14 protein-coding genes are annotated in these 13,898 nt (G+C 69.4%); 5 read left to right on the top strand and 9 right to left on the bottom strand.

The window, feature by feature from the left end:
• The first annotated feature begins 37 nt into the window (after nucleotides 1–37).
• Complete coding sequence (locus DMC61_RS05760; RefSeq protein ID WP_125687435.1) at nucleotides 38–736, top strand: Crp/Fnr family transcriptional regulator; 699 nt, start codon at nucleotides 38–40, stop codon at nucleotides 734–736.
• Between the two features lie 18 nt (nucleotides 737–754).
• On the opposite strand, the gene DMC61_RS05765 is transcribed toward DMC61_RS05760, so the two are convergent.
• Nucleotides 755–1,351 (bottom strand): hypothetical protein, encoded by a 597-nt coding sequence (locus DMC61_RS05765; protein ID WP_125687437.1) that lies wholly within the window; start codon nucleotides 1,349–1,351, stop codon nucleotides 755–757.
• 173 nt (nucleotides 1,352–1,524) lie between these two features.
• Between DMC61_RS05765 and DMC61_RS05770 the strand changes: the two genes are divergently transcribed.
• Nucleotides 1,525–3,021 (top strand): exo-alpha-sialidase, encoded by a 1,497-nt coding sequence (locus DMC61_RS05770; RefSeq protein ID WP_125687439.1) that lies wholly within the window; start codon nucleotides 1,525–1,527, stop codon nucleotides 3,019–3,021.
• A 67-nt stretch (nucleotides 3,022–3,088) separates the two neighbouring features.
• Here the strand turns inward: DMC61_RS05770 and DMC61_RS05775 are convergent, their stop codons facing one another.
• The 5 genes from DMC61_RS05775 to DMC61_RS05795 form a co-directional block, all read right to left on the bottom strand.
• Complete coding sequence (locus DMC61_RS05775; RefSeq protein ID WP_125687441.1) at nucleotides 3,089–4,498, bottom strand: DHA2 family efflux MFS transporter permease subunit; 1,410 nt, start codon at nucleotides 4,496–4,498, stop codon at nucleotides 3,089–3,091.
• An 89-nt stretch (nucleotides 4,499–4,587) separates the two neighbouring features.
• Nucleotides 4,588–5,055 (bottom strand): hypothetical protein, encoded by a 468-nt coding sequence (locus DMC61_RS05780; RefSeq protein ID WP_016335595.1) that lies wholly within the window; start codon nucleotides 5,053–5,055, stop codon nucleotides 4,588–4,590.
• 1 nt (nucleotide 5,056) lies between these two features.
• Nucleotides 5,057–5,329 (bottom strand): DUF1905 domain-containing protein, encoded by a 273-nt coding sequence (locus DMC61_RS05785; RefSeq protein WP_016335596.1) that lies wholly within the window; start codon nucleotides 5,327–5,329, stop codon nucleotides 5,057–5,059.
• Nucleotides 5,330–5,368: 39 nt separating this feature from the next.
• Nucleotides 5,369–5,875 carry a flavodoxin domain-containing protein gene (locus DMC61_RS05790; protein WP_199749905.1) on the bottom strand — a complete coding sequence of 169 codons (507 nt, stop codon included), beginning with the start codon at nucleotides 5,873–5,875 and terminating at the stop codon, nucleotides 5,369–5,371.
• A gap of 88 nt (nucleotides 5,876–5,963) precedes the next feature.
• Complete coding sequence (locus DMC61_RS05795) at nucleotides 5,964–7,172, bottom strand: nitric oxide synthase oxygenase (protein ID WP_199749906.1); 1,209 nt, start codon at nucleotides 7,170–7,172, stop codon at nucleotides 5,964–5,966.
• A 375-nt stretch (nucleotides 7,173–7,547) separates the two neighbouring features.
• Here DMC61_RS05795 and DMC61_RS05800 point away from each other — a divergent pair, with 375 nt between their 5' ends.
• Entirely contained in the window at nucleotides 7,548–8,564 is a 1,017-nt protein-coding gene (locus DMC61_RS05800) for a GTP-binding protein (protein WP_125687446.1), read from the top strand.
• Nucleotides 8,565–8,665: 101 nt separating this feature from the next.
• The gene (locus DMC61_RS05805; RefSeq protein ID WP_016335600.1) at nucleotides 8,666–8,932 is read left to right on the top strand and encodes a hypothetical protein; all 267 of its coding nucleotides are present in this window, start codon (nucleotides 8,666–8,668) and stop codon (nucleotides 8,930–8,932) included.
• 56 nt (nucleotides 8,933–8,988) lie between these two features.
• On the opposite strand, the gene ligD is transcribed toward DMC61_RS05805, so the two are convergent.
• From ligD to DMC61_RS05820, 3 genes are read right to left on the bottom strand one after another with little or no spacing between them, the layout of a single operon-like run.
• Nucleotides 8,989–9,996 carry a non-homologous end-joining DNA ligase gene (ligD, locus tag DMC61_RS05810; RefSeq protein ID WP_125687448.1) on the bottom strand — a complete coding sequence of 336 codons (1,008 nt, stop codon included), beginning with the start codon at nucleotides 9,994–9,996 and terminating at the stop codon, nucleotides 8,989–8,991.
• On the bottom strand, nucleotides 9,993–11,072 hold the full coding sequence (locus DMC61_RS05815; protein ID WP_199749907.1) for an ATP-dependent DNA ligase: 1,080 nt from the start codon (nucleotides 11,070–11,072) through the stop codon (nucleotides 9,993–9,995). The genes ligD and DMC61_RS05815 overlap by 4 nt, the downstream gene beginning before the upstream one ends.
• 39 nt (nucleotides 11,073–11,111) lie before the next feature.
• A complete protein-coding gene (locus tag DMC61_RS05820) occupies nucleotides 11,112–12,263 on the bottom strand; it encodes a DUF1015 family protein (protein WP_125687450.1) in 1,152 nt (383 codons plus the stop codon).
• Nucleotides 12,264–12,374: 111 nt separating this feature from the next.
• Here DMC61_RS05820 and DMC61_RS05825 point away from each other — a divergent pair, with 111 nt between their 5' ends.
• Complete coding sequence (locus tag DMC61_RS05825; protein WP_016335604.1) at nucleotides 12,375–13,895, top strand: MDR family MFS transporter; 1,521 nt, start codon at nucleotides 12,375–12,377, stop codon at nucleotides 13,893–13,895.
• Nucleotides 13,896–13,898 lie beyond the last annotated feature (3 nt).

Raw genomic sequence — 13,898 nt, forward strand, 5'->3', positions numbered from 1 at the left:
CGTCTCGTACGATCGCGCACGGAGGCGACGAGAACGCATGACTCAGCCCGCGGCGGAGCCGCACGATTCACCCGGCAGGCTCTGGGAGCTGCTCGACGACGGCCAGCGCAAGGCGCTGCGGGCCGAGGCCGAACTGCGCCGGTACCCGGCGGGAACGGTGATCATCCGCGAGGGTGACCGCTCGGACTGGGTGCTGATCCTGATGACCGGGCGGGTCAAGATCACGTCGGTGTCCACCGGCGGCTACGACGCCGTGCTGGCCGTGCGCGATCCGGGCGACATCATCGGCGAGATGGCGTCGATGGACGGCAGCCTGCGCTCGGCGACGGCGATCGCCGTCGAGCCGGTTACCGGGCTGTGGCTGTCTTCGCGGGCGTTCAACTCCGTGCTCCGCGAACATCCCGGCATCTCCGTGGTCCTGCTCCGGATCATCACCTCACGCCTGCGCTACGCCAACTCGCGCCGCACCGAATTCGGGGACAGCACCGCCGCCGAACGTATCGCCGCCATCCTCGTCGACCTCGCCGAGCGCTACGGCGTGCCCGTCGCCGGCGGCACCCTGATCGCCCTGCGGATCAACCAGCGCGACCTCGCTGGACTCGCATCCGCGTCACGGGAAGCCGTCGCGCGGACCCTGCGGGCCCTGCGCGCCGACGGGCTGCTCAGCACCGGCCGCCAGCGGCTGGTCGTCCGGAGCCTGACCGACCTCAGGCAGCTGGCCCCCGACGACCGCTGAGCCACCGCGGCAGCGCCCTCATCGGCGCACGGCTCTCCAGCGAAGCAGGGTCCGATGGCGTTCCACCCGCGCCCCGAACCGGGTGAGCGTTTCGTGCACGGCCGGGTCGCCGGGGTCGAACATCACGCGGTCGCGCACCAGGGCGCCCAGTTCGATGATCAGCGGCCCCGCCAGGTCGTCATGGACCCTGAGAATCGTCAGCGAAGCCAGACCGCTCTGCTTCTTGTGCCAGGCGAGGACGTCGACGCGAACCGGCGCCCTCCGGAACCGGCGCACGCCCATGGCGACGAGCCCCGCGACACCCTGGCACAGCAATTCCAGCACCAGGAACGGCATCAAGAAGAGCCCCAGCAGCAAGTACATCGGGACGTGCACGAGTGCTTCCAAGAAGACCAGCAGCCCGAAAGCGCCCGTCGCCACCTTGTCCAGAGGTCCGTTGTCTTCGGCCTCGTCTCGAGCCTTGGGTTCGTCGTCGAGGTAGAGCCCCCAGTCCGGGGTGAGCTTGTAGTGCCGGTAGCCGCCGGCGAGCCCAGCGAACGGCTGGACCCACCGGCGCCACGGGGCGAACCGGCGATCGACCGCCCATTCGCGCCCCTCCGGATCGAACACCTTCATCGCCCTCCCCCTCTCGATCTCGCCCCGTGTCGGCGGGATCGAGCTTGGCAGGAAAAGCACCGTCGTTCTGCGTCACCTGACACAGAACGCGAGATCGGTTGTACGCGCCTTGTACGACCGAAAAGGACGCTGATACCCCGTCACCCGGAAACCATCCAGGACGGAGCAATCCCGTGAAGATCTCTCGCGTCGCACAGGGCCTGTTCGCGGCCCTCGTCGCCATCGCGGCGGTCGGCGCCTTCCCGGCCACCTCATTCGCCGCGACCGCCGCCGTCGGGAACACGGTGGTGTACAAACAGAAAACAGAAGGTTACGACTGCTTCAGAATCCCCGCCATCGTCAAGGCGAACAACGGCGAGCTGCTCGCCTTCGCCGAAGGCCGCAACGGCGGCGCCAGCTTCTGCAACGACCGCGGCGACATCGATCTCGTCGTGAAACGCTCCGCCGACAACGGGAAGACCTGGAGCGCACCGAAGATCGTCATCGAAGGTTTCGGTGACACCAAAGGAAACCCGACGCCGATCGTGATCCCCTCCACCGGACGGATCGTGCTGCTCTCGGTGATGGAATGCGTCAAGAACCCCGACTGCAACCGGATTCCACGCGTCTCGATCAGCGACGACCACGGCAAGACGTGGACCGCGCCGAAGGTACTCACCACGCAGCTCGGGTTCGCCACCGCGCCGGGCTGGCTCGCGACCGGTCCTTCGCACGGCATCGTGCTGACGCGCGGCGCGCACGCCGGCCGGATCGTCGCCGGGATGAGCTACACCGTCGACGGCAAGAACAGCGGCGCGCTCATCTACAGCGACGACCAGGGTGTCACCTGGAAACGCGGCGCCACCGACACCCCGGCGACGACGGCCGGGCTCAACCCGCAGGAGATCAGCGTCACCGAACTGCTCGACGGGCGGGTCTACGCCGCGGCGCGCAACCAGGCCAACAACGACGACAAGTGCTTGAGCGGCGGCGCGAAGAACCGTGCCTACGCCATCAGTTCCGATGGTGGTGCGAGCTTCTCCACCAAGTTCACCTTCGAGGAGGACTTGATCACGCCGGTGGTGCAGGCGTCGACCGCGCGGATGACCGCGACCGACAAGGCGGGCAAGTACAACCGGATCCTGTTCGCCGCGCCGTCGGTCTGCGACCGCCGCAAGGAACTCGTCGTGCGGTCGTCGTTCGACGAGGGCGCGAACTGGCAGGGCAACTCCGCCGGAACCCTGGTGTGGAGCGGTGATGCCGCGTACTCCGACATGGTCCAGCTTTCGTCGGGCTCGGTCGGCGTGCTGTACGAGGCGGGCCCGGCGGGCAACGCCAACGAGACCATCCGCTTCTCGACCGTCACCGAGACGACCCTCGGCGCCCCGGTGTGCGGCGGCGGCTACGGCGTGATCGACTCGGCGCCCCTCGGGACGGCGGGCACGGTTTACCTGTCCTACAACGCTTCCAACGGACAGAACTGTGTCAGCACGATGAAGAGCGAGGCGGCGGGCACCGCGACCGCGACGTCGGCCTACCTCGAGGTGTCGGGGTCGGCCCGGATCACCGACTCGGGCTCGTTCTCGTGGTTCGCCGGTCCGGTGCGGGCGGCCGCGGCGGGCAAATGCGTGAAGTGGGGCGGTTCCGCGGGCGGGATCAAGTACGACAGCCCGTCCGAACATTGCGGCTGAGCCGGGCGTCCGTGAAGGCCTCCTTGAGGGACTCTGGGTCCCTCAAGGAGGCCTTCACGGACCGAACTCACGCGCGGCGCGTCACCCACCAAAGCCTCGCGCCCAGCACGGCGGCGACCGCGGCCGCGGCGGTGAGCCAGCAGAAGGTCGCGCGGAAGGCCGCCTCCGCGCCCGCGGGCAACAAATTCGCCAGTACGACGGCGAACAGAGCGGTCCCGGCGGCACCGCCGACCCGGCTGACGATGTTGATCTGCGCGGCGGCGTCGGGCAACTGGTCCTTGGTGACGGCCGCGTATCCGGCCGTGGTCGCGGGCATCAGCAGGAACGCCACGGCGATTCCCCTGGCCAGCAACAGGATCTGCACGACCGCACCGTCGGGCGGGAAACCGCCGATGGCGAAGGGGACGGTGGTGGCGAGCGTCGCGACACTCCCCCAGGCGGCCACCAGACCCGCGCCGTAGCGGTCGGTGAGCTTGCCGGAGATCGGCAACGCGATCGCCGAACCGAGCCCGAGCCCCATCAGCAGCAGCCCCGTCTCGACGACCCCGCTCCCGCCCAGCACCTGGAAGTACAGCGGCAGCAGGAAAAGCGCGCCGAACAACGCGGGCGCGGCGAAGAAGGACAGCGCGACCGCCGCGGTGTAGACGCGGCTGGAGAACAACGTCAGGTCCATGACCGGGTTCTCCCGGCCCCACGACCGCCGGACGAACAGCGCCAGCAGCACGACCCCGGCGACGAGCGGCACCAGCACTCCCGCGCCGAGCTCCTCGCCACCCTCACCCCAGGTGGTGAGCCCGTACAGCAACGCCGGGATTCCGGCGCTCACCAGGACGAAGCCGAGCCAGTCCGGCCGGGTCGCCGCGCCCTTCTCCCCGCGAGGCACCAAGCGCAGCCCGAGGACCAGCGCGACCACGCCGACCGGGATGTTGATCAGGAACAGCCATTCCCAGGAGAGGCCGCGCAGCAGGACCCCGCCGAGAACCGGGCCGAACGTCGGGCCGACGCTCATCACGATGCCCAGCGTCCCCATGACCCGGCCGAGCCGGGCGGGACCGACCGCCTGGCCGAGCACCGTTTGCCCGGCGGGCAGCAGCAGACCGGCGGCGAGGCCTTGCAACACCCGCAGCCCGATCAGCCAGCCGACGTTCCCGGCCAGCGCGCACAGCACCGAGGCCACGGTGAACGCCGCCAGCGACACCAGCCAGACCCGGCCCGCGCCGAAGCGGCGGCTGAGCCAGCCGCACAACGGCAACGCGACCGCCAGCGCGACCAGGTACGCGGTGAAAACCCATTGCACGGAAGCGATTCCGGCGCCGAGTTCGCGGGTGAGCGTCTCGGCTCCGACCGCGAGGACCGTGGTGTCCAGCATGGTCATGAACGCGCCGAGCACGATCACCCAGGCCATCCGCCAGGCCTCGGCCGGAACCTTGTCCGGTGGCGGGACGGTGTTCGCCCGCCGTTCCAGCGAAACAGCCATCGGGATGTTCTCCTCACGTGCCCGGGGATCTTGACCCGGCTCACGCTAAGACCTCGACTTAACTCAAGGTCAAGTGAAGAACACCTCGATCACTTCGGCGGCCGCAGCCGCGGGGAAAGCTTGGTGAGCGCCAATTCCTCCAGCCGGCTCGAGATCTCCGCGAGCCCGGCGTCGAACCGGTCCAGATCCACCCCCTTCTCGGACAGGTCTTCGCGAACGTGCTTCTCCACCTTCGCCCAGTCGTTGCGGTACCGGGTGGCGAGTTCCTTCCACGGCACACCGGCCAGCCCGGCGGTGAGGCCGTCGTCGTAGGCCAGCACGCCGCGCTCCATCAGATAAGCGATGCCCGGGTACCCGAGGTATCCCTGCCAGTAGGACCCGTTGTCGTTGGCCGTGATCGATCCCGCGGCCGGATCGTGGCGGACGTCGTAGGTCTTGGCCTTGTCCGACGACGTCACGCGTGCCGTGTCACCGTCGATCTCGACCCGCCCGTCGGCCACCGCGCCGAGCGCCTCGTAGATCTTGATGACCGGGGACGGCTTCCATGCGGTGGCCAACTCAGCCCTCGAGCCTTTCGAGCAGCACGATGTCGACGGTGTCACCCTCCTCTTTGCCGATCGCCTTGCGCACGTCGGCCTTCACCGGCAGCTTGTGGGTGCCGTCCCCCAGCGCCATGAACGAACTCCGGAACGGGTGCCCGTCGATCGTCCCGCGCACCTTCACCAGTCCCCTGGTGCCGAAGAATTCGGCGGAGCCGGGCATGATCACGTACGTCCAGCCGCCCTTCTCCGGACTCTTGAGCAGCTTCGCGGTGAACTGTTTCTTGTCCATGGATCCACCCTACGACAGCGGACCGACGAAACCAGACACTCAGAGGGTGACCCGGATGCGCACGCGGCGGCCGACATCGCGGGCCCAGGCCCGGATCGACGGCCAGTCCCGGAAATCGCCCGCCCACGGGCCCGCGGCCATGATCTTCCAGAACAGGCCGCTCGCGGTGTCCGGGGTGAGCTTTCCGCCGAAGGTGGCCGTGCGTTCGGCGTCGATCCTCGCGGCCAGCAGGGCGACCCCGGCGGGCAGGCTCACCCGTTTGCCCGCGGCGAGCGGCCCGCAGGGGCCGCTGTGGAACAGCCAGACGGGGCGGTTCCGAAGCGCCTCTTCGTGCTCGGTGAGCAGGCGGACCGCCTCCGGTCGCCAGCGCCGGTGATACAGCGCGCTGCCCACGATCACCGCGCCGTACGGCTCGACGTCCTCGACTTCGGCCGCGTCCAGCAGATCGGCCGTCAGCCCGCCGTCCCGCAGCTCGGCGGCGATCACCTCGGCGATCTCCTTTGTCCCACCGGATCTGCCGGCGTGGACGACGAGCACTGCGGTCATGTCACCATTGTCCGCGCGGCCGCAACCCGTGCCACCGTTCAGCCCATCGACACGCCGCATTCGGCTCACCTCTTCACCCGTCGGAGCGCTACCCGGGAGGCAGGAACGCCGGCCGCACGGCCGGGTCGGGTTCGTCGTAGTAACGGTGGAACACGGCGGTCTGCCCACCGGAGAGCGGGGGGACGATCCAGCTCCACTCGGCCTGGCAACGGCGTCCCGCGCGTTCCTCCTTGGCGATATGCGTGAGAAACCGCCGCGATTCGGTGTGGTGGTCGGCGACGGTCACGCCCGCCGCGTCGAAGGAGTGCTGGACGGCCAGCGTCAGTTCCACCAGCGCGCGATCGCGCCACAGGGTGCGCTCCGACTCCGTCGACAGGCCCATCAGGTCGGCGATCACCGGCAGCAGGTCGTAGCGGTCGGCGTCGGCGAGGTTGCGCGCGCCGACCTCGGTGGCGAGGTACCAGCCGTTGAACGGCGCCGCCGGATAGGTGATCCCGCCGATGACCAGCCGCATGTTGCTGATCGCCGGTACCGCGTGCCAGCGCAGGCCGAGCCCGGCGAACCACCGGTGGTCGGGATGCGACAACGGCACCTCCAGCACGGCGTCCTGGGGCAGCCGGAACAGGCGCCGCTCCCCCGGCTCGGTCTCGATGAGGAGCGGGAGGACGTCGAAGGACCCCTTCCGTTCCGGCGGTCGCCAGCCGTGCTCCCGGACGGTCTCGGTGAAGTCGGCGTGGCGCGGATCGCCCAGCACCGAGCCGTCACCGAGCCGGTAGCCCGCGTACCGGACGAGCTGATCGTTGTGGATCTTCGGGCCGGGCCCCGCCGGGCCGTCCGGCGCGAACACGGTGATGGTCGAGCGGATCCGGCCGCCCCTGGTCGCCTCCCGCAAATGGGTGACGCACTCGTCGGCGATGGCGGCGGCGCCGTCGACGTCGCGGCGGTCTCGCACCTTCAACCCCTGCCAGTACAGCCTGCCGATGCACCGCGCGGAGTTCCGCCAGGCCACGCGCGCGCCGAATTCGAGCTCGGCGGTCGTGTGCCGGTAGGTGCCGGTCGCGCCGATCTCGGCGCGGACCCGGTCGAGCCGTGCGCGCAGTCGCGCCTGCCCGCCGTCCGTTTCGGTGTGGAAGAGCCGGAGGAAGTCCTCGGCCTCCGCCACGTCCACGCTCCGTTCCCGCGGCCGCACCTCCGGAGGCAAGCGAGGGATATCCGTCACTCGCATGGACGCCGTCGCCACCTCGGCCTCCCACTCTCCGAATTCGACGCCGGCACCGGCGGCGGGAACGATCACCATTCCTCCTGCACTCGGAAATGCCCGGAGGCTCATGCCTGATCGGCGAGCTGGCCGGGTCCGGACCAGACGAAAGACGATACCCCACAGAAAGACGGCCACGATCCACCAAATGGCAGAAGCTTCGACCGCGATGACATTTCGCCAGGCAGAAAGCTTGCCGACGACAATATTTGGAATTGAGTACGACTTCGCGGGATATTCACCGAATTTCTTCGAACGAAATGATCACAGGCAGCCAAGATCACTTTATGATCGTCATTAATCACTCTTTCGAGCGTATTCACCCACCAGCCCTTCTGCTCTTTCCCCGTACCGGTGTATTGGCCCGCTTCCGCCGTCGCTAGAGTGCGGGAAGGTCCGACGGAAAGGAAAATCGTGGTCGACAGGCGGATTCCGGTCATCCTGGTCGCGGGCTTCCTCGGCTCCGGCAAGACCACCCTGCTCAACCATCTGCTGGCCAACCGGCAGGGCGCGCGGATCGGGGTCGTGGTCAACGACTTCGGCAGCATCGCGGTCGACGCGATGGCCGTCTCCGGCCAGGTCGACACCATGATGTCGTTCGGCAACGGCTGCCTGTGCTGCGCCGTCGACGCGAGCGGCCTCGACGCCATGCTCGCGAAGCTTTCCGAGGCCGAGGCCGGGATCGACGTCATCGTGATCGAAGCCAGCGGGCTCGCCGAACCGCGTGACCTCATCCGTCTGATGATCGCCAGCGAGGACCCCGTCATCGCCTACGGCGGCCTGGTCGAACTCGTCGACGCCGCCGAGTTCGAGTCGACCAGGAAGCGGCACCCGGAACTGGACGAGCATCTCGGGTTCGCGGACCTGGTCGTGCTCAACAAGACCGACCGGGCCGACGAGGAGACCCTGGCCAAACTGCGCGGCACGATCGACGAGATCGCACCCGGCACGCCGGTGATCGCGACCTCCCACGGCCGGATCGACCCCACCCTGTTCTTCGACGCCCGGCCGCGCGAACGAGTGGGCCAGATGTCGTTCGACGACCTCCGCGAGGAGGAGCACGACCACGACCACCACTTCCACACCGCGTACGACAGCGTCGCCTTCACCACCGAGCGTCCGCTGGACCCGCGACGGCTGATGGACTTCCTCGAACAACGGCCGGGCGGGCTCTACCGGATCAAGGGTTTCCTCGACTTCGGCCCGAACGGCGCGCGGTCCCGGTTCGGCCTGCACACGGTGGGCTCGTTCATCCAGCTGGAGCGGTCGGCGTGGCCTTCAGGCCGGCCGCGCCGGAGCGAACTGGTGCTGATCGGTTCGGGCATCGACACCGAGGCCGTCACCACGCGCCTCGAGGCCTGTGTCGCGGACGATCCCGAGGTCGTCGACGAACGAGGCATGCTGCGCGTACTGCGGTTCATTCAGGACTGACACGCCGAAGGCCGAAATACCGGGAATCGCGGCGCGTCTGCTTGACACTGTTTTCCGGAAGGAATCTCGAGCTGGACCACCTGTATCGGGAGGACAGTTCCATGACGAACACCGCCGGACGCTGGTACCTGGTCGGCGCGCTGCCGGAGGACTCCCCCGCCGCGCATCTGATGACCCGCTCCGAAGACCTCCGGTACCGGCGTTCCGCCTGCGGGGACAAGGAATCCCGGCTCTGGACGCCGGTGGATCTCACCACCACCGAGGTCGCCCCGTGCCCGCGCTGCGCCGCGACCCTGCCCGGCCACCGGTCCAGCCGCAAGGCCGAACCCGCCGTGAACACACAACTCGCCTTCGACCTGCCGCTCTGACCGCATTTAGTCCTCTGAATGCGGTAGTTGCGCGCGCAAGGACCGCATTCAGAGGACTAAATGCTTTCTTTCTTCGCCCTGCTCGGCGCCACCCGGGGCGGCTCGTTCGGCATCTTCGGGTAGACGGGCGGCCAGGGCGCGTCCATGAGCCCGTTCGCCATGTCCTTCCGGGACATCTCCAGCAGCGGCTCGATCGACTGTGGTTCCGTTGCCGCCCAAGGGTCTCCGCGTTCGGCGAGCCGAGCGGGCACAGTGGATAGGGTGAGCTTGTCCGGCTCGACGGTCTCCAGTTCGTCCCAGCCGATCGGCGTCGACACCTGCCCGCCGACCCGCGGCCGCACGCACCACGCGCCGAACACCGTCTTGTGCGGCGCGTTCTGGTTGAAGTCGACGAACACGCGGGAACCGCGTTCTTCCTTCCACCACTGCGCCGTCATCTCGTCCGGGTGGCGGCGTTCGAGTTCGCGGGCGAGCGCGACGGCGGCCGCGCGGACCTCGTAGCCGTCCCACTTCGGCTCCAGCGGCACGTACAGATGCAGGCCGCGCGAGCCCGAGGTCTTCAGCTGCGCCGTGATGCCCAGCTCCTCCAGCAACGCCTTCGTGAGGACGGCGCCATGCCGCAATTCGGGGAACCCGATCCCCGGCGACGGGTCGAGGTCGATGCGCAGCTGGTCGCTGATGTCCGGCGCGTCGGCCCGGTTCGGCCAGACGTGGAAACCGAGGCAGCCCTGGTTCACCGCCCAGATGACGTGCGCGAGGTCCTTCGCCACCAGTGCGTCCGATGTGGTCCCGTTCGGAGTGGACACCACCGTCGTGGTCAGCCAGCCGGGCGCATTCTTCGGGACCCGCTTCTGGAACCAGGACTTCCCACCGGCGCCGTCGGGATAGCGCTCCAGCAGCAAGGGCCGGTCGCCGAGCTGGGCCAGCAGCGGGACCGAGACCGCGCGGTAGTACTCGACGAGGTCCAATTTGGTCTCACCGCGCTCCGGGAAGTAGACCTTGCCCGGATTGGACACCGTGAACTCGACGCCGTCGAGATCCAGCGTGACCGGCTCCGCTTTCATGCTTCCCCCAGCTCGGTGAACAAGGTGGCCAGTTCGGCGGGCGGGACCTCTTCGAGCTGCGCGTACGTGCACGAGGCCGGTTCGCGGTCGGGACGGAAGCGCACGAGCCTCCCGCCGTGTCGGAACCGGGTGCCCTCGACGTGTTCGTAGCGGACCTCGGCGACCCATTCGATGCGGACCGGCTCCCAGCTCAGGTCCTTCTTCGGCGCCCACCGGCTGCCCGCGCCCGGCATCCGGCCGCCCGCCTCCTCGTGGGCCGCGGCCCACTCGCGCCAGGGATGGTTTTCCAGCGCGTTCTCCCGCAGCGGCGCGAGCTCGTCCACCAGCTCACGGCGCCTCGCGGCGGTGAAACTGCTGGCCACGCCCACATGGTTCAGGACGCCTTCGTCGTCGTAGAGGCCCAGCAGCAGCGACCCGACCCCGGCCCCGTCCTTGTGCCACCGGAAACCGGCGACGACGCAGTCCGCGGTGCGCTGGTGCTTGACCTTCCACATCACCCGCTTGTCCTGCTCGTACGGCGCGTCGGCGGGTTTGGCCATCACGCCGTCGAAACCCGCGCCCTCGAAGCGGGTGAACCAGTCCTGTGCGACGTCGGGATCCTCGGACAGCGGGGTGAGGTGTACCCGGGCGAACTTCGTGTCGACCACGCTTTCGAGCAGTTTGCGCCGCTCCCCGAACGGTTCCGGCGTGAGATCCCGGTCTTCCAGGGCGAGCAGGTCGAACACCACGAAACTGGACGGCGTCTCCTCCGCCAGCTTCTTCACGCGAGACGCCGCGGGATGCAGGCGCAGCTGGAGTGCCTCGAAGTCGAGCCCGCCCTCGGTGACCAGCACGATCTCGCCGTCGACGACGCAGCGCTCGGGCAGCGCGTCCTTGAGCAGCTCGACCAGCTCGGGGAAATACCTCGTCAACGGCCGGTCGTTGCGCGAGCCCAGCACGACCTCGTCGCCGTCGCGGAAGACCACGCAGCGGAAGCCGTCCCACTTCGGCTCGTACAGCAGCCCCGGCGTGCGCGGCAGTTCGTGCACGGCCTTGGCCAGCATCGGCTTGACGGGCGGCATCACGGGCAATTCCACGAGGCGATCCTAAGCCGCGCCACCGACAAAAGCGCGACGTCAGAGCCCGGCCAGGAGGAGCCCGCTGCGCGGTTTCGGGGTGAAGTAGGTGGCCTTCCTCGGCATCCGCGCCCCGGCCGCGTGCACGGCGAGCACCTCCGCGTACGGGACCGGGGCCAGCAGCAGCACCGCGTCCGCGTCTTCGGGCAGCGGCACGCCGGGCAGCAGCGGACGCACGTTCGGGCCTTCCGGATCGACCCCGAGCGCCCCGCGGAGCAGCTCCTGCTCGACCACCGCGTGGTCACCACCCGCCTTGCCGAGCGACACCCGGAATGCCGACGTCCCTGCCACCACGGTCACCTCGCCCGCCTCGGACGGCGGCTCCGGCGGGCCGGGGTGGACGTCGTATCCCGCCTCCGTCCAGCGCCGGGCCAGGGTGTCCGCGTCGAGCCCGGTGCCGGCGAGCACCCGGTGGATGGGCCCGATCCGCAGCCCCGGCCCGCCGGTGACCAGCGCAAGCAGCGCGCCGCGCCCGGAGGCCGCGGCGGCCGCGACACGGTGGTTGCCGTCCGCGACCAGGAGATCCAAGCCGTCCAGGGTCGCCAGCAGCCCGTCCTGGTCTTCGCCGGGACCGGTGAGCCACAGTTCGTGTTTTCGGCCCGCGCCGTCCACTGTGGACAGGCTGGGCACCCGGCCCCGGCAGGTCCGTTCGATCAGCGCGGTCAGCTCGCGGCCGCCGGTCGCGGGGACCAGCATCGCGGCGCTCGTCGCGACGCCGAGCCCGGCGAGCATCGCGGCCCGTTCCGCGACGACGTCCGGATAGACGTCCTCGGTGTGCCGGACCCGGGTGACGCCGTCGTCCCGGACGGCGGCGGGGTCGACGAGGCAGAGCACGCCCAGCGCGACCCCGTCCGGCCCGTCGATGCGATACGGGGCGAGCACCGAGGTGACCGGGCGATAGTGCCGCTCCCGGATCCGCTCGAACGTCGCCCTGGCCTGCGGCAACGCGGCCTCGATCGACAGCCCGCCCGCCAGCGCGGCCGGGGTGCGGGCCGGATGCTGCACCGCCAGCAGGCTGTCGCCGCGGGCCCCGGCGAGCGCGGCGGCCACCCGGTCCGGGTCGGCGAACTCGTCGACGTCGGGCCCCGGGACGGTGTCGCGGACTACCCAGCCACGGTCGATCGGGCGGATCCAGGTGCTCATCCGATCCATTTTGCGGGATGGCTCACGGAATAAATCGGTCCCATGACCGGGTGTCTCCATGGAATGCTTACCCATGCGAAGTAGTTGACGTCGTTCATGAGCCTGAGGAGACCGTCACAGATGACCACCCCGGCCCCGGTCACCGCGAAGGAAGGGGTCGGTTTCCGGTCCGAACGCGGCCCCGTCCTGATCGCCGTGATGCTGTGTTCCGGCCTGATCGCGCTGGACTCGACCATCATCGCCACGGCGGTGCCCTCGGTGGTCGCCGATCTGGGCGGATTCTCGCAGTTCCCGTGGCTGTTCTCGATCTATCTGCTGACCCAGGCCGTCACCGTCCCGCTGTACGGCAAGTTCGCCGACGTGCTCGGCAGGCGCCCGGTGATGTTCTTCGGAATCGCGGCGTTCCTCCTGGGCTCGGTGCTGTGCGGCGCGGCCTGGAGCATGCCGGTGCTGATCGCCGCCCGCGCGGTGCAGGGCATCGGCGCGGGCGCCATCCAGCCGATCGCGCTGACCATGGTCGGCGACATGTACACCGTCGAGGAACGCGCGAGGGTGCAGGGCTATCTCGCCAGCGTATGGGCCATCTCGTCGGTGGTCGGGCCGACGCTGGGCGGGGTGTTCGCCGAGTACCTGGACTGGCGCTGGATCTTCTTCATCAACCTGCCGCTCGGCGCGCTGGCGGCGTGGATGCTGTTCCGGAACTTCAGCGAACGCGTCGAACGCCGCTCGCACCGCATCGACTACCTCGGCGCCACGCTGCTCACCCTCGGCTGCTCGCTGCTGATCCTCGGTCTCCTCGAGGGCGGCGTCGCCTGGGGCTGGGCGTCCGCGCCGAGCCTGGGGATCTTCGCCGCCGCTGCGGTGCTGCTGGTGGCGTTCGTGTTCGTGGAACGCAAGGCCGAAGAGCCGGTGCTGCCGCTGTGGATCTTCACGAAACGGACCTTGATCGGCGGTAACCTGGTCGCCGTCGTGGTCGGCATGCTGCTGATGGGCCTGACGTCGTATCTGCCGACCTTCTCGCAGGGCGTGCTCGGCACCGGCGCGCTCGTCGCCGGATTCGCGCTGGCCGCGCTGACCGTCGGCTGGCCGATCTCGGCGTCGCTGGCGGGCCGGATCTACATGCGGATCGGGTTCCGGGACACCGCGCTGATCGGCAGCGGGGCGGTCATCGCGGGCGCGGCGCTGACGGTGTTCCTGGCCGCGGGGTCGTCGATCTGGCTGGCGGCCGCGGCCGCGTTCGTCCTCGGGCTGGGACTGGGGCTGGCGTCGAGCCCGACGCTGATCGCCGTGCAGTCCACCATCGGCTGGGAACGCCGCGGCGTCGTCACCGCGACCAACATGTTCAGCCGCTCGCTGGGCAGCGCCGTCGGCGTCGCGATCTTCGGCGCGATCGCGAACGCGACCCTGGCGAACCGCTTCGCCAGCCCGCCTGCCGGGGTCACCGGCCTGCCGTCCGGCGTCGACGCGACCAGTGTCGTCCTGGAAGGCAACGGCCCGGAAACCCCGACGACGACGTTCGTGCGGGGTGCCCTCGCGGATGCCACGCACCACGTCTTCCTGGCGATGCTGGTGGTCGCCGTGCTCAGCGTCGGCGCGCTGCTGCTGATGCCGCGGCGGACCGAAGAGCTGAAGTTCGACTAGCGC

This window comes from Amycolatopsis sp. WAC 04169 (genome assembly GCF_003947535.1).
GTDB lineage: Bacteria > Actinomycetota > Actinomycetes > Mycobacteriales > Pseudonocardiaceae > Amycolatopsis > Amycolatopsis keratiniphila.